The following is a 21,882-nucleotide window of genomic DNA, read 5'->3' on the forward strand; positions in this document are numbered from 1 at the left end:
TCGCCTATCCCTATGCGTTGAAATAAATTTTTACTGGCAAGATCTGCATTGTAATAATTTGTTCATAACGATGTGAGTAGCGTTAGCCAAAAGTCTAAATCAGTAGCTCAATTATTTATTTTTTCAAAAAATAAAATATTAATAAAAATCAAAATATTACATTTTTAAAATTTTCTTCCTTACTGCATGATTGAATAACTCTTCTTTAGACTTTGGTCGAAAGACAAAATTCTTTTTACTAACTTGTGGGCTTTATTTGATATTTTTTGGCTGTTCTGCCATATCACAACTGGTTGACTACTGTTAATTTGAATCACTAAGATCATTCATCTTTACACTTCAATTCTGAGTAGAACTGACAACCAAAACAGGGACTTTTATGAATACTGAACATGTTGCCATCGTTGATCATGCCATCACCTCTCGCCACTCTGTACGTGCATTTTTGGATCAAGCCGTGGATGCCTCCACCATTAAAGACATCTTACAAGTTGCTTGTCGTGCACCGTCAGGGACAAATACACAGCCATGGAAAGTCTATGTGGTGACTGGTACAAAACGCCAAGAGATGATTGATCGTGTGGTCGCAGCACAACTTGAGATTTATGAAAGCCCTGAGATGGCAAATCAATATCACGAAACCTTTGCCTATTACCCTGAAACGTGGATTTCACCTTACATCGACCGTCGTCGTGAAAATGGCTGGGGGCTGTACGGTTTGCTCGGGATTCAAAAAGGTGAAAAAGAAAAGATGGCGACGCAACAACTGCGTAATTATCAACTTTTTGATGCGCCTGTTGCCTTATATTTCACTGTAAATAAAGCAATGGGCATTGGCTCAAAAATGGACATTTCCATGATGATTCAAAATGTCATGGTGGCAGCAAAAGCACGTGGTTTAGATACTTGCCCACAAGCAGCATGGAATCATTTCCACCCAATTGTACTTGATGTATTGAATGCGCCTGATGATGAGGAATTGGTATGTACAGTGGCACTTGGTTATGCCGATCCTGATCATATTGTAAATACGTTTATTACACCTCGTGTTCCTGCCGAGGAGTTTACTGTTTTCTTAGGTTAATTTTGAATCCATAAAAAATAGAGAGGTATGTCGTGGACACCTCTCTAGTTTGCTTTTATGTTTATCTTAGACAATAGCAGACTTCAATAAGTGATCATGCAAAGCTTGTACTGCTTCAATCGGCATCTCTTGATATAGCGTCGCACGACCTTTACTGCGTTGATAGCGTAGCGTTACCCACACTCCTGATTTACGTTGCTTTAGCTCTGCGGACAACTGTTGTGGAAATGGTTTAGTTTGTTGTGCCAAATTTGGTAATGTACGAAGATGTTTCTCTTGCAATAACTTATCCCACGCTTGCGACCACCAGCCTCTGACTTCCAAACTTGATAAATTCTGAGAATGAGTCGCAGAATAATGATGACTTGCCTGTAGAATTTTACTGGTAATCTCTAACCACTCTTGTGGATGTTTAAAATCTGCCACCGTCCATGTGTAAGCTTTAGACTTTCTACTCATGCCTTGCTGATATATCGTTCGCAAACACAACATATCGTATGACATATAAGACTCAAATTCGACCTCCAAAATAAACTGCCGATTGGATTTCACATGTAACGTCTTTTGATAAATCGTCTGTGATGAAACCAAAGCCTTTATGCCCAATAAAGCCTTTGTCCCTCGCACTATTTTATCTGGTATCGTTCGTTTCATTCAGCTTCACAAATTTTTATGACAAGTTAAATGGGAAATGGGATTTACCCTTTTAAGCCAGCTTCGTCTTTTTCGCACGGATTCGCAGGACATAAACACAAATCAATCCAAGCACTGCAAAAATCAACATGGTCACTGCCATGTTTTGTAATACAGAACCTGTGAAAATGGTTAATATAACCCCTGCAAACAAACCGATCGCAAATTGTAAACTTCCCATCAATGCACTTGCTGTCCCTGCTCGATTTTGCTGTTCTGAAAGTGCAAGTGCCGTTGCATTAGGTCCTGTTAAACCAACACCTGACACCACCATAAACAAACCCACTAAAATCCACATCGTCCCAACATTCACCGCAAAAGCATCTATCAGCAAAATAATCGCACCGATCAACTGCAAAGTCCCACCGAGATGAAGTAACGGTAGTGGTCCCACTTTTTTAACAACTTTGCTATTGGTAAACGAAAACAGCATGATACCAAAGGCATTCAAACCAAAAGCCAGTGCAAACTGATGTTGATTAAAACCTAAATCTTCCATCAATAGCGCAGATGCAGAGGTCAAATAACAAAACATCATGCCTGAAAAAAATGCCATCGCAAGCATAGGCGTGCGAAAGCTTCGATCCGAGAGGATATTGCCATACAAGATAAATACTTGCTTAAAGCTGAGGTTCAATCTGCGTTCGACTGCTAAAGTTTCATGGAAAAAATAATGCACACAACATAATGAAATGAGCCCAACGATTGCCAATAGAATAAAAATCGAATGCCAACTAAAAAACTGAATCAGCACAGAACCCACTAAGGGCGCAATGATAGGTGCAATGCCTAAAATCATCGCCATATGTGCAAGCGCCTGCGCAGAAGTACGCACATCGAAGCTATCTCGAATCGCCGCACGTGCCATCACCACACCGACACAGCCACCCAAAGCTTGTAAGACTCGGGCACAAATCAACGCCCACTCACTATGGGCAAAAACACATAAAATCGAACCGATGCAATAAATAATTAAGCCAATATATAAGGGCTTCTTGCGACCAATCCGATCGCTTAGACTGCCATAGATCAACTGACCGATCGCCAGTCCAAAGAAATACGCAGGAATGGAATTGGAAATACGAATCGTGGTGGTGCCAAACTCTGTCGCCATCTCAGGCAAAGCAGGCATATACATGTCGATCGACAAAGGACCCAGTGCCGTCAGCAAACCCAGTAAAGCAATCCATTTGAATGAATATTGTACTGTGTTTTCTGTTGCCGTTGTCATAGACCATCTCACTGATTCAAAACCGTGATTAGTATACGCCTAATATCTAAGAAGAACGGTTGAATACACCATCATTTGGTCGAAGCTAATTTTAACGACATTCGTTTTAACAAAGCTTTATTCATTCAAAATCATTACGTGATCTAATCGCAACAGCTCACATGCCCCATCGCCCGTATCTTCACGGCTCAATGAACTTTTCCACGTCCAACCATCATCGCCTTTGATCTCAACCAAATCACCGCTGAGAAATACTTTATCATCCGCTTTGACTTTATCTAACTGCCGACCAATCGAAGCATTGGCAGGAATGATATGAATATTACTACTACTGGTTTCGATTTCACGTACTGGAATCGGCGGAGCGGATTGTGTACGCCAACGATACCATCGACCACTTTGGCTAATCTCGATTTGCTTATAGATTTGAGGGTCTGCCATTTTTCCCCAACCCACAGCAAAGTCTACTGGACTAAACTTCGCATCTCGTCCGAGCAAATAATTTTCACGACTGAGAATACGAAACTCCCCCTCAAAGTGCTCTAAAGCGGTAATGGTATAGCCATCGACCTGTTGCACTTCAGCACTTGAGCTCACCGCAGAACTGGTCGGCATATCTGCCAAATTTGGATTGGGCTTAAATACCCAAATCCATAGCAAATAACCAACCACGATGAAGATCATCCAATAATACTTTTTTGACATACCCTTCTACTTCTAATGCGCTTTAATTTTCTATTCAAATGCTAATCTAAGACTATTAAAATATTTCAAGATTTTCGGTATTTTGCAATGCCCCACATCAATTTGGCATATAATTATTAAGCCATAGCAATCAAGCACATTTAAACTTTATCAACCTCATCCTGAAGAATCTGTGAATACGATTAACTCCATCAAACGAATCAGTTATAACACCACATTGATGTATGCAGTGCGTATGTTGATTGCTTTTGCAGGGACAGCGTTTATCCCCTATTTGCTTGGTCAGCAGTTACTCACCATTCCACTGACTTTAGGCGTGATCGCTGCAGCACTGAGTGATATTGACGATCGCTTTTCGATCCATCTGCGTAATTTGTTTTTTACCTATTTTGGATTTTTTGTCACAGCTTCGGCAGTAGAGCTACTTTTCCCACATCCTATACTGTTTGGTTTTGCGCTCATTGTTTCTTGTTTTAGCTTGATTTTACTGGGTTCATTGGGTAAGCGTTATGCCACGATTAGTTATGGTTGTTTGGTCATCTCAGTCTATACCATGCTCGGCGTGGATATTTTCTCAGAATGGTGGCAACAACCTGCCCTGTTGGTCACAGGTGCTGTGTGGTATGGGTTACTTTCTTCGATCAGTTTTTTGATTTTTCCTGTGCGTCTTGTGCAAGATCAGTTGGTGCAATGCTATCAATTGGTGGGAAATTTTCTCTTTGTAAAATCGAATTTGTTCGACGTTGATATGACTCCAAAAAGCTATCAACAGTCGATGATTGATTTATCCCTTGCCAACTCCAAAGTCGTCGGCAAATTTAATGAAACACGTGTGGCATTGGTTACACGGCTCAAAGGCGATCGTGGGCGTAAAGATACACGTCGTAGTCTGCAATATTACTTTATCATTCAAGACATTCATGAACGTGCCGATTCTGCACATATCGACTATCAAAAATTGGCGAAAGTCTTTTCGCATCGTGATGTACTGTTTCGTTTTCAACGGATTTTAACTCTACAAGGCAAAGCATGTCAGGACTTGGCGAATGCAGTTGCCAACCGTCAGCCTTATGTGCATAACCCACGCTTTGCATATGCGTTTAAAAATTTAGAGCGTTCGATACAACATTTACAAGATGAGTTGGCAGATCAATCAAAACCTGGGGAAAATGGTGAGCTTGCACAAAAACCTACAAATCATCTCTTGGCGAATGATGCAGATATTGACCTATGGATCAATGCCTTACGTGGTTTGAGTGATAATCTCAAAGAAATCGATGCACAACTACATAACCTTGAATCCGACCAAGCACTGAATCGCAAATCACAAGACGACGCAAGCAAAGAGAATTTACTCCGAGATGATGGGCTACGTGGTTGGCAAGATATTTGGCAACGCATGAAACAAAATCTAAGTCCTGAATCGAGCTTGTTTCGTCATGCCACTCGCTTATCCATTTTGTTGTTAATTTCCCACATATTGGTGCAAGTTTTTGATTTTGAATACGGCTATTGGATTCTTTTGACTGTGCTATTCGTCAGTCAACCGAACTTTAATGCCACCAAGCGCCGTCTGAGGTTACGAATTATCGGAACACTTGCGGGAATTACCATCGGGACATTTGTCATTCATTTTGTGCCGTCGATTGAGGGACAACTCTTTATCATGGTGTTGAGTGGTGTGTTCTTTTTACAACTCCGAGCACAGCAATATGCGCAAGCAACCATGTTTATCACCCTGCTTGCTTTGATCAACTTTCACCTCGCCGATCCTGAACTCAATGCTGCAATACCTCGTGCGATTTATACCTTTGTCGGCTGTTTTATCGCATGGCTTGGTGTGATGTTTATTTGGCCAGATTGGCAATTCCGTCGTTTACCATTGGTGATTAATAAAGCCTTCAACAGTCAGTGCAACTACCTGACCGAAGTCGTGAAGCAATATCACGAAGGGCGTAATCATGGTTTGGATTATCGGATTGTGCGTCGTCGTGCGCACATTATGGATGCCGATCTCGCCTCAACCATTTCAACGCTCGCCACAGAACCAGATATTGATCAAAATCAGAAACAACAGGCGTTTAAATTGCTCAGTTTAAATCATACTTTGCTCAGCTATATTGCTGCGCTCGGCGCACATCGTGAACAGATCAAACATCCTCAAGTGCTTGAAATTTTAGATGAAGCGTTGGATGACATTCACGGTGCCCTGCTCCGTGATGAAATGCCACAACTCAAATCCCACGCCGCCATTCAAGCACTTCGATTATTTAACCGTGCCCAAGATACCTCACTTGATCCTGCTGAAAGTGTGGTGTTGCAACAGATTGCTTTGATTATCAACATCTTGCCTGAAATCAGCACATTAAAGCAAAACCTTAGCTATGAACATGATCCCCAAGCAAGCGCACTCGGTTCAATTTAAACTACATCAGATTTCTACAACTAATTTATAGGTGCTAATTTTTCATAACGCATTTCTATCAGACAGGCTTTAATGCTAAAATCGGCGCAAAGTTTGATGAGTACAGCGAAGCAACATGTCCACCAAGAAAAAATCGACAACCAAGCAACCTACTAACCAAAAACTTGCAAAAGGCAATTCTGCATCAGGTTATGCCTACACATTGCAAACCGTACCTTATGAAATTTCTGCTGAAGAACAACGTCGTGCACAACTTTTGATGTGGCGTAGTACAAATAAAGTTCGTCCTCGCACTTGGGCGATCGTTGCTGCGGTGGTGTTATTATCGATTTTAGGCTTAATTTTTATTAAAAATTATTCAACGATTATTTGTTGGGTGGCTTTGGCCTCTGTTGCTATCTTCTTGGTTTTACGTCTATTCGTTTGGGAATGGTATGCAAAACGCAAAATGGCAGAATTCCCTGCACAAGAAATCAAGGGCATCAAACTTGGCATTCAACCGCATGGTATGGTGATGCAACAACAAATGAGCATGCCTCCACAACGTGGTATGCAACAAGTCATTGCGCAACCTGGTGTGATGAATGTGGCATGGAAAGAAGTGTCAGAATGGTATGACAATCAAGAATTTTTATTAATGACATTCAAAGTCAAAGATCAAGATGGCTCATTCTTCTTACCAAAACGTATGGACACCAAGCAATTTTCATTTGATACCATCCGTAAGCATCTCAATGAAACTGTTGGTGAAGCGAAAAAATTCTAACGACTGCTCTGTAAAACTTATAAATCTAGCCTTCTTCTGAAGGCTATTTTTTTAACTTTCTAAAAAATATAAAAAAATCAGTCTAAATGAAAATAAAGCTCATTTTTATTCGCAAAATCTATATTATCTTCTTAAAGCTGACGTATAATTTGGCTTATTTTTTTTAACTTCACTGACTATGTTTAAGAAAGTATTTTTCCAACTGCATTGGTTTATGGGGATCACCGCAGGATTGGTCTTGTCCATCATGGGTGTCACAGGTGCGATCTACTCGTATGAGCAACAAATCCTAAAATGGATCAATCAAGATAGCTATGTGGTTGCAGTGCCTGAGCAAGCGAAGCTTACACCTGCTGAGCTGTATTCACATTTCTCACAGCAAGACCCTACTCTGCAAATCAACAGCGTGACCATTGTTAATGAACCATCAGCATCTTCTACGGTCAACATCGCCAAAGAAGGTCATCGTCGTGGCTACAATATGTTGGTCAATCCTTACACTGCCGAAGTTCTTCCTGAGATCAGAGGTGAAGGATTCTTTGAATTTGTCGAAGATTTGCATCGTCGCTTAACCGCAGGTGAAATTGGCAAGCAAATCACTGGTGCATGTGTACTGATGCTGATTTATTTTGTACTCAGTGGTATCTATCTGCGTTGGCCTAAGAAACATTCTTTGCGTCAATGGCTCTTTGTCAAACCGAAGCTGAAAGGCCGTAACTTTATTTGGGATTTACACGCCGTTATCGGGACTTGGGTGGTTCTCTTTTATCTTATCTTTGCTGTGACTGGACTGTACTTTTCATATGACTGGTGGCGCAGTGGTATGTTTAAAGTCATGGGCGTAGAACGTCCACAAATGCAACAACCGCCAATGCAAGGTGGTGGGCAAGGCGCACCACAAGGTCAACAAGCACGTGATGAAGGTCGTCCGCAAGGTGAACGTGCTCAAGGTGGAGAACGCAACCGTCAAGGTGCCGATCGTGCAAATGGACAAAAGGAGAAAGTTCAACTCTCTCCTGAACAAATCAACACTGCATTAACTGCAACATGGGCGCAATTCCCACAGCAGTTAAACCGTGAATATTCATCAATGACTTTGAATATTCCGAAGTCAGCTGATCCGAAAGTTGAAATTCAGTTTGTCGATGCAGAGCCACAACATGAACGTGCTCGCAACTCAGCGACATTCAATTATGCTGATGACAACATCGAAAAACTTGAACTATATGAAGACAAAAAGCTCAATGAAAAAATCATGAGTAGCATGTTGCCTGTCCACCGTGGTAGCTTCATGGGTGAACCATATCAGTTCGTTGCTATGCTTGCGTCATTGGCGATGCCATTATTCTTCATCACAGGTTGGATGCTGTACTTGAAGCGTCGTAAGCAAAAACGCTTAACACGTGAGGCAAAACAAGGTTCAAATGTAGTAAACCTTGATCCGAATGCAGAAAGCTGGATGATTCTCTATGCCAGTCAAACAGGTACGGCAGAGCAAATCGCCTACAACACCTCGACCGCTTTACAGCAAGCAGGTACGCCAACCCAAGTCAAAGCATTAAAAGATGTCAGCGTTGCAGATATTCAACAGGCACAGCGAGTGCTCTTTGTTGCAAGTACTTACGGTACTGGTGATGCACCTGATTTGGCGAGTAACTTTGCCAAGAAGCATCTCAAACAAAGTTTTGATTTGAGTGCCGTGAAATTTGCCGTCTTAGCATTGGGTTCAAAGGAATATCCTGACACCTTCTGTACCTTTGGTCACGAGTTAAATCTATGGCTTCAATCCAACCAAGCGCATTCGGTCATGGATGTCGTTGAAGTAGATAATGGCAACACTGCTGATCTTGAGCGTTGGTATGCAGGTCTTGCAAGCGTTACAGGTAGTGAAATTCAAGCGGTGATTCCTGAAAAAACTTTCGATCAATGGCAATTGATTTCACGTGAGCTGCTGAATCCAAATAGCTTGGGTGAGCCTACATTTGACCTCAAGTTTAAAGCTTTACATGCAGAAACTTGGCACGCAGGTGATATTGCCGAAGTACAATGTGGCAATAGTGTTGAACGCATTGCACTGTTCATTGAGCATCATCAGCTTGATGCGACTGAATCACTCGTTTATGCACTACGCTATAAAGATTTAACGCAGAGCATCCAGCCTGATAGTAATGACCTCGCTTGGATTGAACAATTGTCAAATCTACCAAGCCGTGAATACTCGATCGCCAGTATTCCTGAAGATGGTTATTTGCAATTGGTGGTTCGTCAAAAGCAAATTAGTGACAATGAATTTGGCTTAGGCTCAGGTTGGCTCACTGTGCTTGCATCTTTTGATGAAAATGTACCGTTACGTGTCCGTACCAATCCAAGCTTCCACTTGATTGATGATAACCGCCCTGCCATTTTCATTGGTAATGGTACTGGTATTGCAGGCTTAATGAGCTTACTGAAACAACGTCAGCAACTCGGCTATTCACAAAACTGGTTAATCTTTGGAGAGCGTCAACAATCCGTTGATTACTTCTATCAAGCACAACTCGAAGCATGGCATCAGGATGGTCATCTACAACATCTTGATCTTGCTTTCTCTCGTGATCAAGAACAACGAGTTTACGTGCAACATCTCGTCATGGAACACGAAGAACGCTTGAAACAGTGGATTGCAGATGGTGCGGTGATCTATGTCTGCGGTAGTATCGAAGGCATGGCATCAGGCGTCGATCAAGCCTTGACTGAAACTCTTGGTGAGGAATACATGACGACATTACGTGAAGAATCTCGCTATCGTCGTGATGTCTATTAAAGATAAGTTTTAATCCTCAAAAAAAATCCCTCGCATGTTTCGAGGGATTTTTTTGCCCAAAAGAATTGCGATTAATTCAAACGAATCTTCCGAGGTAAAGGCACATCAGGATTTTGCTGAAAGAATTGTGGTGCTTGGCTATAAATTTCATAGAGAAAATTCTTTAAATCCAACAATACTTTTTGTGCATCCAAGAAGACACTCTGACCGTCAGGTGTCATCATAATAGATAACTTTACATTTTCCTGTTCTGCATAAGGTAGCAGCTCAAAAATGAACTTTTCCAAACTTAAACTCATCGCTTGATGCCCAGCCCAAGATTGATTCTGACAAGCCTGTGCATAATGCTTTGCCGCCCACACAGGTAAAACTTGACCGCCTTGCGAAGTCGCACCAATAGCCCAACCATCTTTAAACAAACCCCAAACTTGCTTTTGTTCAATGATCTGTCGAATAAAAAAACGATAACGATCGACTGGTTGTTCGAGATTAACTGAATTTTTCTGCGAGCGCCTTGCACCCTGATATGGATTACGCATAGATTCCCCTCAATGTATTTTTTTAATATTTCTATAAATGCTCACGATCCTTCATCAACATTTAAATCAATCTAACGTAGTAATTTTAATGAAAGCTATTCTTACTCATCGTGTTAGATCAATTATTTTAACGCCAAACCATCCTGACGTATACGCTCTGGCGCCACAAAGATGCACTCTGCTTTAGCATTGCGATTTATTGCGACTAAATAATGTTGCTGCTCAAGGTAAGGTAGGATTTCATCAAACAACATATCTCGAGTAATTCTCTTCGGCTCAGAATCTTGCCAAAACAATAAGCAATTGCGCTGAGCATCTGCTTTATTATTCCAGATCAACATGGCTTTTTTGCCTTGATCATTCTGATGTAACGTCCAATAATTTTTTGCAATACTCCACACAACTTCCCCTTGTTGTATAGCATTTAAAAAATCTTGGTATTGCTGATCTTGATCCAAATTTGGACTTTCGGATGAAGTACCACGACGAGTATACGGATTGCGCATTAAAACCAAACTTCAAAAAATCAAACGAACTGAAAATACAACAACATTTCATGCTATCTAAAATCTAGCAACAAAATGTATGGTGGGCGCTGACGGGATCGAACCGCCGACATTCTGCTTGTAAGGCAGACGCTCTACCAACTGAGCTAAGCGCCCTGAACGAGCTTAAAACGTTGTTTTAAGCGAAGTGCAAGACAAACGAAGTGCGTAGTATCTGAAAACATCACTTCTCAAAACATATGCACTGTAATCTTTTGCCCGAACGCAAGGGAAAATTTAAATTTTCCTATAGTATTCGACTCATAAAACTTCAAGACAAACGAAGTGCGTAGCAGATGTCTAAGAACTTCATTCTTTGAGATCAATGTTTAGCCAAACCAAACATGAGGGAAAATTTAGACTTTCCTAAGACCTTCAATTCATAAAGCAACAAGACAAATACAGAATGCCTAAGCTTCATGACATAGCTTAATACAAACTAACATTTTTTAGCAATTGCATATGACAAAACTTGTCATTCATTTGTTAAAAAGATGAAGAAATTATGTTCAAGAGTGGAGCTTGAATGACTTAGGTTTAGATTTAGATGATTTAGACTTAGCTGTCTTGGATCTAATATAGCTTGAATTTAGATAACTTAATTTTTGATGACTTGATTTTGGATAAATTAAGAGAAATGGCGCAGCGGACGGGGCTCGAACCCGCGACCCCCGGCGTGACAGGCCGGTATTCTAACCAACTGAACTACCGCTGCACTTAGGTTTCGCATTAAAGCGTTTGAATCAAAACTATGGTGGGCGCTGACGGGATCGAACCGCCGACATTCTGCTTGTAAGGCAGACGCTCTACCAACTGAGCTAAGCGCCCTGAACGAATAAAAAAGCATTGCTTTTTTATGAGTGCAAGACAAACGAAGTGCGTAGTATATATACTACAACTTCATTCTTTGACGTCACCGCCAAACTAAACCGAACGCAAGAGAAAGTTTTAACTTTCTTTTATTTGTATTCGACTCAAATAAACTTTTTGCAATGGCGCAGCGGACGGGGCTCGAACCCGCGACCCCCGGCGTGACAGGCCGGTATTCTAACCAACTGAACTACCGCTGCATCGCAAAGGTACTATTTCAAACGTAATGTGCTAAACATAAATGGCGCAGCGGACGGGGCTCGAACCCGCGACCCCCGGCGTGACAGGCCGGTATTCTAACCAACTGAACTACCGCTGCACTTAGGTTTCGCATTAAAGCGTTTGAATCAAAACTATGGTGGGCGCTGACGGGATCGAACCGCCGACATTCTGCTTGTAAGGCAGACGCTCTACCAACTGAGCTAAGCGCCCTAAGTGTTTGACTTAGTGAGGTGCATTATAGAGATTCTAGTGAGGGTGTCAAACGCTTTTCATGATTTTTTTGGAATTTGCGTTTGATTGTTTAAAAATAAAACTTATTGGCGAAAATAACGCTTATACCTTGATTTTAAACTTGATCTTTTGCTTGTTCAGCGACTCATTCAACTGTGGTGCTTTCATTTTTAGGCTCTGGACGAAGCCAAAGCCAAATCGCAACGATAAGCATGGTGAGGTCAGTAAACACTTTGACAGCAAGCGGTGCATTGGTCAATAACATCAGGACTGCACTGATCGACATCATGATTGTTGCAATCCATTTGGCTTTTCGAGGTACAGTACCGTGTTCTCGCCACGCTCGAAGAGTCGCACCATACTTTGGATGACTCAACAATCGCTCATACATACTTGGCCAACCTTTTGAAGATGCCCAAAGTGCAAGAATCAAAAAGACCGTGGTTGGCATACCTGGAAGCACTGCCCCAATCATACCGAGTGCAATAAAAATAATGACTAAACTTCGCCAAAAAAGGATGCGCATACCAATCTATTCTTTCAATTTAGTGTTTACGAAAAGTATTATACGCTCGATCATCTGTTGCTGTTGAAATTTATACCGTTGATTAAAACAAGGATTTTTAAATTGCACGAATCGTAGTTTGTGATTTGCCATGTGCTTTAGACTCGTACATCAGTCGATCTGCATAGCGAGTGGCATCATCCAGCTTTTCAGGTAAATTATTGGTATCGAATAAGGTAATTCCCATACTGTAATCAATGCCAAAATCATTTTTTAATGGACTATTCTGAAAAACCTTTCTCAAGCGCTTATCATATTCCTGTACACCAGATTGATCCGTTTCTAGCAAAATCACTGCAAACTCATCGCCGCCCATTCGTGCAACGATATCATTGCTTCGTGTCGCATCTGTCAGTATCTGAGCAAATTGAACTAAGACTTCATCACCTTTGCTGTGTCCAAAATTATCATTCACCGCTTTAAACCCATCCAAATCCACAATGCCGACTGCACACTGAGTTTTTTTCTTAAAGCGCATCGCACGCAGTAGCTGATATTTCAGATCAAATGCACGTGTATTATTTAATGAAGTGAGCGAATCTTTCATTGCCATATTGGTCATTTCTTTGAGGTGTGAACGCACCTTGAACAGTAGAAATGCCACAATACTAAAGAAACCAATACGAACACAGGCATTCCATAGTGGAATCCAATCACTCGAATAGTTATGCCCTGCAATAAAATCTGCAAAAATCCATGTCACTGCTGAAGCAATAATCATCACGATGGTAAGAAAACTACTTGCATACCAGGCCGCCAAAGACACAGGAATCAAATAAAACACCGAAAATGAGTATTCGTAGCCCGTACTATAATCAATAAAGCCCAATATCAGCACGGTCAAAAATAAAACAATACAGCGTATGACTTGATTACTCATAAATATTCGCTCAATACTTGCGATCATCTCGACAACCATCACTTTAATGTACAAAGACACTACTAGACTGGATATAAGCTTCTAGATTGACAGAACTGTTCAATCAGTTCTTATATAAAGCATCATACCTTGTTATACTGTCTTCTCATATAACATATCGACTAAAATTTGATATGCTTATTGTCAATACTCAAAGTCGTACCCTAGCCAGAAAAACAATAATGCACCCACCTCAATTTAAATCATCTGACCATTTCGAACCGTGCTATTTTGAACCACACTATTTTGAACCATGGTACGACTACCACGATCCAATGGTACGTCAGCTGTGTTTTGCGATTGCCAGTTTTAACCTTTTAAAATTTTTCCCTACTGCATTAACGCAACGTACAGATATTCAATTCCATGATGATAGTTTTTGGCGAAACATGTATGCATGCTACCAACCTCGTTTAAAAGCACTCGATCAACACCCAGCGCCGCTTTATAAGTTTGTTCAGCAGATTAAAAGCACTCGACTAGGTTTGCGCTTTGAAGCATTACTTTGGTTTTGGCTTGCCGATCCACACAATCAACATTTTGAATTATTAGGACATAGCATTCAGCACCATCACGATGGCAAAACTTTGGGGGAAATGGATTTTGTCGTACGTAATCGAGCAAATCAAGCGATTGAACACTGGGAAGTGTCTTTAAAATATTATCTGGCCGAAGCTGATCTCAATATCTATACGTGGATTGGCTTAAATCCTGAAGATACATTTGCACAGAAATTGACGCATTTTGCAGAAAAGCAATTTCAGTTCGATCATGCACTCGGCTTTGATATTGATCGACGCATAGCCGTGATGAAAGGTCAATTATTCTTACCGACATTCATAGATAACCCGATACAAAAATTACCGGAATGGCTCAATACGTGTAGACGGTTAGGCTTTTGGCAAAGTACAGCCCCAGTACATTATGGTGGAAATAATCCAAACTGGAGAAGGTTAAAGCGTGCCGAGTGGCTCTGCCCTGCACTCATAAATAGTCAAAGATCACCTCAACATCCAATCAGATTTTGGACGAATGGTCTATATTATTCAGAAGCTCAACATGAATATTTTATGCTTCGTTTGAATCAGAGTTTTGCTCCATTTTTCTGACAATCTCGCTTCCATCGCATGGTTTCGTTATCGTAAAGTTATCATTTCGATGGAAATTTACAGTTGTTGCACAATCATTTACTGATTCTTTACTGTATTCAAAATCTGTTGATTTAAATTAATAAATAGTCGAATGACTAAATTTAAAGCATAAAAATTTACTCGGAGAGGAACTATGAAGACTTTGTTAACTACTTTGGCAATCGCTTCAGTTATTGTATTTACTGGATGTAATACAATCAAAGGCGCAGGTCAAGACGTATCTAAAGCAGGCGAAGCTGTAACTGATGCGGCACAAGACACTCAAAACCGTATGTAATCTATCATGCAAACAAGTATGTATTAAATAATGATACTTTACTGAAGCATTGATTTAAAACGTCCTTGATGGGCGTTTTTTATTGCGCCGAAGAATGATGATTTTGCTATACTCCACGTTAAATTTTCAATCTATTACATCGCATCTTATGTCTTCTGCTACTCTCGATCTCAGCCTTGAACTATTAAAACAACCTTCTGTCACGCCAATCGATCACAATTGTCAGCAGATCATTGCCGAGCGACTTGCCAAAGTTGGCTTTCAGATTGAACAAATGCCTTTTGAAGATGTAGAAAATCTTTGGGCACGTAAAGGCACTAAGGCGCCACTGTTTTGCTTTGCAGGACATACTGATGTCGTCCCAACAGGTGATCAAAGCGCATGGGATTCTGCACCATTCGCACCTGAAATCCGTGATGGTAAACTTTATGGTCGTGGTAGTGCCGACATGAAAACAGCGATTGCGGCAATGGTTGTTGCCACTGAACGCTTTGTAGAGAAATATCCAAACCATAAAGGTTCAATTGCCTATCTCATTACCTCGGACGAGGAAGGTCCATCAATCAATGGCACAGTCAAAGTCATCGAAACTTTAGAAGCACGTCAGGAAAAAATTGACTGGTGTTTAGTGGGTGAACCATCTAGTACAGCAAAGCTTGGCGATATCATCAAAAATGGTCGCCGTGGCTCACTCAATGGTGTGCTAAAAGTACAAGGCAAACAAGGTCACGTTGCTTATCCGCATCTTGCTCAAAACCCAATTCATCTTGCCACACAAGCCATTGATCAATTGTGCAAAACGACATGGGATCAAGGTAATGAATATTTCCCTGCGACCAGTTTTCAAATCTCAAATATTCAAGCAGGTACAGGTGCGACCAATGTCATTCCTGATATTTTGACAGTGACTTTTAATTTCCGCTTTTCTACAGAAGTCACGGCTGAAGAGTTAAAACAGCGTGTGCAGGCAATTTTAGACCATGAAAATCTAAACTACACAATTGATTGGACACTTTCAGGTTTACCGTTCTTAACGCCTGTTGGCGAGCTCGTCAATGCCGCAAAGACAAGTATTAAAAAAGTGACAGGTGATGAAACGACACTTTCGACCAGTGGCGGTACATCTGATGGTCGCTTTATTGCACCAACTGGTGCGCAGGTGATCGAGCTTGGTGTACTCAATGCAACAATTCACCAAATTAATGAGCATGTGAACGTTGATGATCTTGAGCCACTTGCTGAGATTTATGAGCAAATGCTGATTGAGTTGCTTGCTTAATTCTTCTAGAAGTTGTATGCGATAAACTAAAAACGAGAGCCATAGCTCTCGTTTTTTATAGATCAAAATCTGTTTTTACTTAAAAACTTGCTGTTGAATCGCACGTAAGTTTGGGACTTGATAATCTACACCATTGACTCGCACATATTGATAGGTACGAGCTGGTGTCTTTTTCTCAACATCGACAACTTCTGAAATACGCAAACGCAAGCTGTTTGGCATACTATCGCATAGCAATGCAAAACGAGTAGCTTCCTGCTCACCTTCAACAACCAAAGCCGTCACTTCCGAAAGGTCAGGCTGATGCACGACATACGTCGGCAGTTGCTTATCATGCCATTCCACTTGCTTTTCATTTGCTTTGACACTCATCGCTGATAAGATCATATTCTGTGGAATCAGAATCGGCACATCGCCATGTACAGGAATTTCATAGACATCTAAAAAACCTGTTGACGTCGTGATCAGACTTTGTATCTGCTCTTGTGACAGATCAATTGTGCTATTTTGTGTGGTATTAGCCATGATTTATTTCCGTCATATATTTACGATTTCGCATTGGCTTTGGTTTTTGCCAACACTTTTTGGATGTTCGACACGAGGTCAGCTTCTTGGAATGGTTTACCCATATATTCATTCACACCAAGGCTAAAGGCATGCTCACGATGCTTTTCACCGGTCCGTGAAGTGATCATGATAATCGGTAGTGCTTTGAAGTTTGAGTCATGACGAACATACGTTGCCACCTCAAAACCATCCATACGAGGCATCTCGATATCAAGTAACATCAAGTCAGGTACGCCTTGCGCAAGCTTTTCAATCGCATCCACACCATCATTAGCAGTAATCACTTCATAGCCATGACGCTCAAGCAAACGTGTAGTGACTTTACGTACTGTGACTGAGTCATCCACCACCATGACCGTTTTACGTGCCGTACGCTGTGTACTTGAGGATGTCGCTTTTTCCACTTGGTGTGCACGTGCTGTCGTCAATACTCGACGTGCAATGGTCTGACCATCAAGAATCAAACTCACTTTACCATTTGCCAAAATCGTGGCACCACCGACATAACCTACCGATGATAGCTGTTGACCGATTGGTTTAATCACAACCTGAGCACGAGAACCGACTAGCTGATCGACCTGTAATGCGACCGAACGACCTGAACTATTAAAGATAATCACAGGGACAGACGAGCCCATATTGCTAAACATCGGCTTCGCTTGCCCAGTCACAAACTCACCAACATAGCGTAGGCGAATCTGCTGACGATCCAATTCAAAGGTTTCTTTCTTACTATCGTAATACTCAGACAATGCCACAGGCGATATACGAACAATACGTTCGATCTGTGCAAGTGGTAATGCAAACTGCTGATCACCCACACGTACCATCAAGGCATCACTCACCGCCACAGAGGTTGGTACACGAATCGTAAACTCCGTGCCCTGACCCAGTGTCGATTTCACACTGACGTGACCGCCAAGAGATTTAATCTCATTTTGTACAACATCGAGTCCAACTCCACGCCCAGAAATCTGGGTGACTTTTTGCGCTGTACTCAAGCCCGGATGAAAGATGTATTGCATCACATCCTCATCACTGACCTGCATATCGGCAGTAATCAGACCATTATTCGTTGCTTTGGCTTTTACGGCATCGACATCAATCCCTTTACCATCGTCAGAGAAGATTACAAGAATATCGTTCCCCTCACGAGCAATATTCAGATTGATACGACCTGTTGCAGATTTACCCGCTTGGGCACGTTGCTCTTGATCTTCAATACCGTGGTCAATCGCATTACGTAACATATGCTCAAGTGGTGAAACTAAACGCTCTAGAATATTACGATCAAGCTCACCCTCGGTATTCTCAATATTAAAATCTACTGGGCGATTTAACTGTGTCGATACCTGACGAACCAAACGCTGAAGACGTGGCACTAGACGTGTAAACGGTACGAGGCGAGTACCCATCAAGTTCTGTTGTAATTCGTTTTGCAAGCGGGATTGTTGAAGTAGCAAACTTTCTGTATCCCGAATCTTATCTGCCAACGTGGTTTTAAAATCAATTAAATCCGATGCAGATTCAGCAAGCGATTTTGACAATTGGTTCAGTGATGAATATTGATCCATCTCCAATGGGTCAAAGTCCGCATAGCGCTGCCCTTCTACTTCATGTTTGGCAATAATTTGTGATTCAAGTTCACCATCCATACGACGAAGCTGATCGGCAAGACGTAATATCGCCAACTCCATCTCTGAAAGCGTATTGGTCATCTGCCCTAAATCAAGCTCGATACGTGAACGGTTAATTGCACTCTCACCTGACAGGTCAATCATCTTCTCAACAAGATCAGCAGACACCCTGATTTGCTCTTGAGCCGTTTGATCCTGTTTTACTAGACTATCGGCATACATCTCTGGCGGTGTAGAACCATCACCTTGTACGACTTTACTCTCTTGGTAATCTGCAAAATCAATCACTTCTGCTGTAGTCGTTTCATCCACTGACACAGCGCTATCGTCATATACCACTTTTTGCAGACGAGCATGGAGCTTATCTAATCCAGCAACCTCATTATCATATATCGCCGTGCGTAACCATTGATGCGACTGAATAATTAAATCGTCATAACGATCTGAGGTAAATTGATGGAATGCGAATTGCTCAAATATAACTTCTAACTGGTATGCAATCTTGCCAACTTCTTGCTGATTTACAATACGAGAGTTACCTTTTAAGGTATGGTAAGTACGCTGTAAGCTTAATAACAAGCTTCGGTTACCACGATCACCTTTCCAATGTTCTAACACTTTTTCAGCTTGCTCTAGTAGCTCTTCAGCTTCTTCTAAATATGTTTCAACGATTACAACTTGTGACTCGTCACCAGAAGCAATCGCTTGCGTGAGAAAAGCCGGCTGAACACTACTATCTCTTACTTTTGCTTTAACTAGCTCAGGTTCAGGCGATGTGTGCTTCGCTGTAGTTTTTTGCTCCTCAGAAACAACTTCCGATTCTTCCTGAACTAAGTCTTGAGTATCCTCTGCTGTTGGCTCAAAGGAGATTTCATCAGCTATAGCGGATTCTTCAACTTCGACATCAGAACTTTCAATCTCTACCGTTGAGTCTTCAACAATTACAGATACATTTTGTGTCGAAACAGTACTGCCCTGACCTGTAAGTGATTGCAGTTCCGCAATTAGACTTGGGTTGTGCTCATCGACACCTTGATCACGTAATTTCTGCAATCTTGTTGCAATATCATCCTGCGCATAACGAATTAACTGTAATGCTTGAGTATTCGGAGCAAATGTACCCTTTACAACTCGTTCATAAATTGACTCTAGTTCATGTGCGATTTCACCAAGATGAGTCGCTTGAATCATATTTGCACCACCTTTCAAGGTATGCAAATAACGGAATAAATTATTTAATACTTTCGTATTCTTTAAATCCTTTTCCCAAGTATTAAAGTCTTGATCCATACCAACAACAAGCTCTTCAGATTCATCAAGAAAAATATCAAGTAAATCTGGATCAAAATCATGATTAGCAGCCTGAACATTCAGCTGATCATTGACTTTAAAAGTATAACTTTCTAAGTGATCCTGAGTATAAGCAATATCATTTGTAGTATTTGTATTACTCTCGGCAGAAACTACTAAGTTATCGGTATCAATTGGTTCAACTAATTGGTTGCTAGAATCTACCACCGCACCTGCAAGAACCTGTTGAAGTTCAAGAATTAGTTGAGGATTTGCTTCGTCAATATTTTGATCACGGAGTTTTTGAATACTTACTGCAATCTCATCCTGCGCATAACGGATACGTTGCATTGATGTTGCATTTGGTTTCAGCTGACCACTCAGTACACGCTGATAAATGCTTTCCAATTCATGTGCAATATCACCCAAATGCGTCGCTTGGATCATATTTGCACCACCCTTTAAAGTGTGCAAATAACGGAATAGATTATTTAATACCGTGGTGTTTTGAGGATTATTTTCCCACGTACTAAAGTCCTGATCCATACCAATGATCAACTCCTCCGACTCTTCTAAGAAAATATCAAGTAAGTCTGGATCAAAGTTACTATTTGGAGAGTAGACATTATCTAATTCACTATCAGCGAAAGATAACTCTACTGATTCAATCTTCGCTTGATAATTCGTGACAGCTTCAATCGCCGACTCAAACTCTTCTTCTATCAAGCTAGTCAATGCCATATTCTGACCAGATGCCATTCCATCAAAAGCATCTATTAAATATTGATGTAAAGATTGTATCTGACCTATTAAAGCATCATCACTTCTTGCAAAAGGATTAGAAACTAAAGCCTCATAGCATCGTTTCAAATATTGTGCGATACGACACAACTCATCTGATTGTTTGATGTTGCAATGTTCAATTAATAATTTTGCTTGTTGTTCAAGCAAAATAAAGTAACTCTCGCCAGATTGCACTGCTTGATCTACAAAAGAGAACTCAGCATCCAACATATCATTAATATCTAACTCTAATAGCTGAGCTACTATGCCTTGGCTTCTAACTTCTCCAATTTCTCGAACATTATTTGCTTGGTAGTTCTTCCAAACCTGATCAAATTGTGAGGTAATTTCCGACAAAAATTTCGTATCTTTGCTACCTTCTAGGGCTGCTATATAGGCACGTACATACTCATAGTATTCGGATAATAATTGCTCTTCAGCCTTATGTTCGAGATAGTTTTCAGGTATTAACGTTTTGAATTCATTTTCAACATTACTACTTGCTAAAAACACTGCTTCAAAACCAACCATACCTGAACTACCGCGTATAGTGTGTACAGCACGAATAAGTTGATTAAACTCTTCTACAGTTGGCTCTTGCTCTAAATGTAAAAATTTAGATATTGTTTCTAAATGCTCAGTACTTTCTTCAATAAATATTTCAAGTGTTTGATTTTCTATGCTTTTTTCAGATTTTAGATCAATAACATCCGTAGCAATGTGTTCCTCTTCAAATAAAGTCACATTAGCATCAAGATCCACTTTCTCAGCAGATGCCACCACAAGACTATCCGGTATTGCTTTATTTTTATAAAAATCAATTGCATATCGCAACTCTGGCTCTACTTCTTGCATATCCCTCAAACGTTGTGCAGCTACAATCCATGTTCTTAATTCAATCGTATGAGGACGTAGTTGTTTAAAATCATCAACTAGACTTCCATAAAGTGCTGAAACTGAAAAAACTAAATTTTGAATATCTTCATTTAAGCCAACCGCACCAGACATAACTCGATTAAGCAACTCTTCAATCGACCATGCTAATTCACCTGACTCAACTGCACCTGCCATACGCCCAGAACCTTTCAATGTATGAAATGAACGACGAATATCCGTCAGTACTTCTTTGTCTGAGGGTTTACTTAACCATAGCGGAATAGTTTGCTGTTGAAGCTCTAAAATCTCTTCAACCTCTTCAATAAAAATATCTCGAATATCAGGATCTTGATCTTTTAAATGATCCTCTGGAAGCTCAATATGACTAATTAATTGTTTTAAAACTTCGTTCATAAGCTTTGCT

16 protein-coding genes and 6 tRNA genes are annotated in these 21,882 nt (G+C 40.8%); 7 read left to right on the forward strand and 15 right to left on the reverse strand.

Annotated elements, in window-relative coordinates:
• Positions 1 to 379 precede the first annotated feature (379 nt).
• The gene (locus MKI79_RS04970) at positions 380 to 1,084 is read left to right on the forward strand and encodes a nitroreductase (protein WP_241570951.1); all 705 of its coding nucleotides are present in this window, start codon (positions 380 to 382) and stop codon (positions 1,082 to 1,084) included.
• A 66-nt stretch (positions 1,085 to 1,150) separates the two neighbouring features.
• Here the strand turns inward: MKI79_RS04970 and MKI79_RS04975 are convergent, their stop codons facing one another.
• The 3 genes from MKI79_RS04975 to MKI79_RS04985 all read right to left on the reverse strand — a co-directional run bounded on the left by MKI79_RS04975 (position 1,151) and on the right by MKI79_RS04985 (position 3,713).
• Positions 1,151 to 1,738, reverse strand: coding sequence for a hypothetical protein (locus tag MKI79_RS04975; protein WP_241570952.1), 588 nt, complete (start codon positions 1,736 to 1,738; stop codon positions 1,151 to 1,153).
• Positions 1,739 to 1,790: 52 nt separating this feature from the next.
• Positions 1,791 to 3,008 (reverse strand): multidrug effflux MFS transporter, encoded by a 1,218-nt coding sequence (locus tag MKI79_RS04980; RefSeq protein ID WP_241570953.1) that lies wholly within the window; start codon positions 3,006 to 3,008, stop codon positions 1,791 to 1,793.
• Between the two features lie 117 nt (positions 3,009 to 3,125).
• Positions 3,126 to 3,713, reverse strand: coding sequence for a hypothetical protein (locus MKI79_RS04985; RefSeq protein WP_241570954.1), 588 nt, complete (start codon positions 3,711 to 3,713; stop codon positions 3,126 to 3,128).
• A gap of 172 nt (positions 3,714 to 3,885) precedes the next feature.
• Between MKI79_RS04985 and yccS the strand changes: the two genes are divergently transcribed.
• From yccS to MKI79_RS05000, 3 genes are all read left to right on the forward strand, one after another.
• On the forward strand, positions 3,886 to 6,138 hold the full coding sequence (gene yccS / locus MKI79_RS04990) for a YccS family putative transporter (protein ID WP_274619065.1): 2,253 nt from the start codon (positions 3,886 to 3,888) through the stop codon (positions 6,136 to 6,138).
• Between the two features lie 115 nt (positions 6,139 to 6,253).
• A complete protein-coding gene (locus MKI79_RS04995; RefSeq protein ID WP_241570955.1) occupies positions 6,254 to 6,904 on the forward strand; it encodes a hypothetical protein in 651 nt (216 codons plus the stop codon).
• A gap of 178 nt (positions 6,905 to 7,082) precedes the next feature.
• The gene (locus MKI79_RS05000) at positions 7,083 to 9,707 is read left to right on the forward strand and encodes a PepSY domain-containing protein (protein ID WP_241570956.1); all 2,625 of its coding nucleotides are present in this window, start codon (positions 7,083 to 7,085) and stop codon (positions 9,705 to 9,707) included.
• 71 nt (positions 9,708 to 9,778) lie between these two features.
• On the opposite strand, the gene MKI79_RS05005 is transcribed toward MKI79_RS05000, so the two are convergent.
• The 10 genes from MKI79_RS05005 to MKI79_RS05050 all read right to left on the reverse strand — a co-directional run bounded on the left by MKI79_RS05005 (position 9,779) and on the right by MKI79_RS05050 (position 13,586).
• Positions 9,779 to 10,246 carry a DUF2750 domain-containing protein gene (locus MKI79_RS05005; protein ID WP_241570957.1) on the reverse strand — a complete coding sequence of 156 codons (468 nt, stop codon included), beginning with the start codon at positions 10,244 to 10,246 and terminating at the stop codon, positions 9,779 to 9,781.
• 122 nt (positions 10,247 to 10,368) lie between these two features.
• Positions 10,369 to 10,752 carry a DUF2750 domain-containing protein gene (locus MKI79_RS05010; RefSeq protein ID WP_241570958.1) on the reverse strand — a complete coding sequence of 128 codons (384 nt, stop codon included), beginning with the start codon at positions 10,750 to 10,752 and terminating at the stop codon, positions 10,369 to 10,371.
• A gap of 80 nt (positions 10,753 to 10,832) precedes the next feature.
• Positions 10,833 to 10,908: transfer RNA gene (locus MKI79_RS05015), tRNA-Val, on the reverse strand.
• Between the two features lie 521 nt (positions 10,909 to 11,429).
• Positions 11,430 to 11,506: transfer RNA gene (locus tag MKI79_RS05020), tRNA-Asp, on the reverse strand.
• A gap of 37 nt (positions 11,507 to 11,543) precedes the next feature.
• Positions 11,544 to 11,619, reverse strand: a tRNA-Val gene (locus tag MKI79_RS05025).
• A 165-nt stretch (positions 11,620 to 11,784) separates the two neighbouring features.
• Positions 11,785 to 11,861: transfer RNA gene (locus MKI79_RS05030), tRNA-Asp, on the reverse strand.
• Between the two features lie 42 nt (positions 11,862 to 11,903).
• Positions 11,904 to 11,980 (reverse strand) — tRNA-Asp (locus MKI79_RS05035).
• Positions 11,981 to 12,017: 37 nt separating this feature from the next.
• Positions 12,018 to 12,093: transfer RNA gene (locus MKI79_RS05040), tRNA-Val, on the reverse strand.
• A 166-nt stretch (positions 12,094 to 12,259) separates the two neighbouring features.
• A complete protein-coding gene (locus MKI79_RS05045) occupies positions 12,260 to 12,640 on the reverse strand; it encodes a YbaN family protein (protein WP_241570959.1) in 381 nt (126 codons plus the stop codon).
• A gap of 97 nt (positions 12,641 to 12,737) precedes the next feature.
• The gene (locus MKI79_RS05050; RefSeq protein WP_241570960.1) at positions 12,738 to 13,586 is read right to left on the reverse strand and encodes a GGDEF domain-containing protein; all 849 of its coding nucleotides are present in this window, start codon (positions 13,584 to 13,586) and stop codon (positions 12,738 to 12,740) included.
• Between the two features lie 194 nt (positions 13,587 to 13,780).
• On the opposite strand from MKI79_RS05050, the gene MKI79_RS05055 reads away from it, so the two are divergent.
• The 3 genes from MKI79_RS05055 to dapE all read left to right on the forward strand — a co-directional run bounded on the left by MKI79_RS05055 (position 13,781) and on the right by dapE (position 16,305).
• Positions 13,781 to 14,707 (forward strand): DUF1853 family protein, encoded by a 927-nt coding sequence (locus tag MKI79_RS05055; RefSeq protein ID WP_241570961.1) that lies wholly within the window; start codon positions 13,781 to 13,783, stop codon positions 14,705 to 14,707.
• A gap of 175 nt (positions 14,708 to 14,882) precedes the next feature.
• Positions 14,883 to 15,026: an entericidin A/B family lipoprotein gene (locus MKI79_RS05060; protein ID WP_241570962.1), complete on the forward strand. Its 144-nt coding sequence runs from the start codon at positions 14,883 to 14,885 to the stop codon at positions 15,024 to 15,026.
• Positions 15,027 to 15,174: 148 nt separating this feature from the next.
• Complete coding sequence (gene dapE / locus MKI79_RS05065; RefSeq protein WP_241570963.1) at positions 15,175 to 16,305, forward strand: succinyl-diaminopimelate desuccinylase; 1,131 nt, start codon at positions 15,175 to 15,177, stop codon at positions 16,303 to 16,305.
• A 75-nt stretch (positions 16,306 to 16,380) separates the two neighbouring features.
• On the opposite strand, the gene MKI79_RS05070 is transcribed toward dapE, so the two are convergent.
• Positions 16,381 to 16,830, reverse strand: coding sequence for a hypothetical protein (locus MKI79_RS05070; RefSeq protein ID WP_241570964.1), 450 nt, complete (start codon positions 16,828 to 16,830; stop codon positions 16,381 to 16,383).
• A gap of 20 nt (positions 16,831 to 16,850) precedes the next feature.
• Entirely contained in the window at positions 16,851 to 21,872 is a 5,022-nt protein-coding gene (locus MKI79_RS05075; RefSeq protein ID WP_241570965.1) for a hybrid sensor histidine kinase/response regulator, read from the reverse strand.
• Between the last annotated feature and the right edge of the window lie 10 nt (positions 21,873 to 21,882).

It is taken from the genome of Acinetobacter sedimenti, from assembly GCF_022601685.1.
GTDB lineage: Bacteria > Pseudomonadota > Gammaproteobacteria > Pseudomonadales > Moraxellaceae > Acinetobacter > Acinetobacter sedimenti.

What these genes read in the sequence shown, in the direction of transcription:
- MKI79_RS04975 (WP_241570952.1), bottom strand. Translation starts at nt 1,738, where the DNA reads ATGAAACGAACGATACCAGATAAAATAGTGCGAGGGACAAAGGCTTTA.
- MKI79_RS05075 (WP_241570965.1), bottom strand. Translation starts at nt 21,872, where the DNA reads ATGAACGAAGTTTTAAAACAATTAATTAGTCATATTGAGCTTCCAGAG.
- dapE (WP_241570963.1), top strand. Translation starts at nt 15,175, where the DNA reads ATGTCTTCTGCTACTCTCGATCTCAGCCTTGAACTATTAAAACAACCT.
- MKI79_RS04995 (WP_241570955.1), top strand. Translation starts at nt 6,254, where the DNA reads ATGTCCACCAAGAAAAAATCGACAACCAAGCAACCTACTAACCAAAAA.
- MKI79_RS05050 (WP_241570960.1), bottom strand. Translation starts at nt 13,586, where the DNA reads ATGATCGCAAGTATTGAGCGAATATTTATGAGTAATCAAGTCATACGC.
- MKI79_RS04970 (WP_241570951.1), top strand. Translation starts at nt 380, where the DNA reads ATGAATACTGAACATGTTGCCATCGTTGATCATGCCATCACCTCTCGC.
- MKI79_RS05070 (WP_241570964.1), bottom strand. Translation starts at nt 16,830, where the DNA reads ATGGCTAATACCACACAAAATAGCACAATTGATCTGTCACAAGAGCAG.
- MKI79_RS05055 (WP_241570961.1), top strand. Translation starts at nt 13,781, where the DNA reads ATGCACCCACCTCAATTTAAATCATCTGACCATTTCGAACCGTGCTAT.
- MKI79_RS05060 (WP_241570962.1), top strand. Translation starts at nt 14,883, where the DNA reads ATGAAGACTTTGTTAACTACTTTGGCAATCGCTTCAGTTATTGTATTT.
- MKI79_RS04985 (WP_241570954.1), bottom strand. Translation starts at nt 3,713, where the DNA reads ATGTCAAAAAAGTATTATTGGATGATCTTCATCGTGGTTGGTTATTTG.
- MKI79_RS05045 (WP_241570959.1), bottom strand. Translation starts at nt 12,640, where the DNA reads ATGCGCATCCTTTTTTGGCGAAGTTTAGTCATTATTTTTATTGCACTC.
- MKI79_RS05005 (WP_241570957.1), bottom strand. Translation starts at nt 10,246, where the DNA reads ATGCGTAATCCATATCAGGGTGCAAGGCGCTCGCAGAAAAATTCAGTT.
- MKI79_RS05010 (WP_241570958.1), bottom strand. Translation starts at nt 10,752, where the DNA reads ATGCGCAATCCGTATACTCGTCGTGGTACTTCATCCGAAAGTCCAAAT.
- MKI79_RS04980 (WP_241570953.1), bottom strand. Translation starts at nt 3,008, where the DNA reads ATGACAACGGCAACAGAAAACACAGTACAATATTCATTCAAATGGATT.
- MKI79_RS05000 (WP_241570956.1), top strand. Translation starts at nt 7,083, where the DNA reads ATGTTTAAGAAAGTATTTTTCCAACTGCATTGGTTTATGGGGATCACC.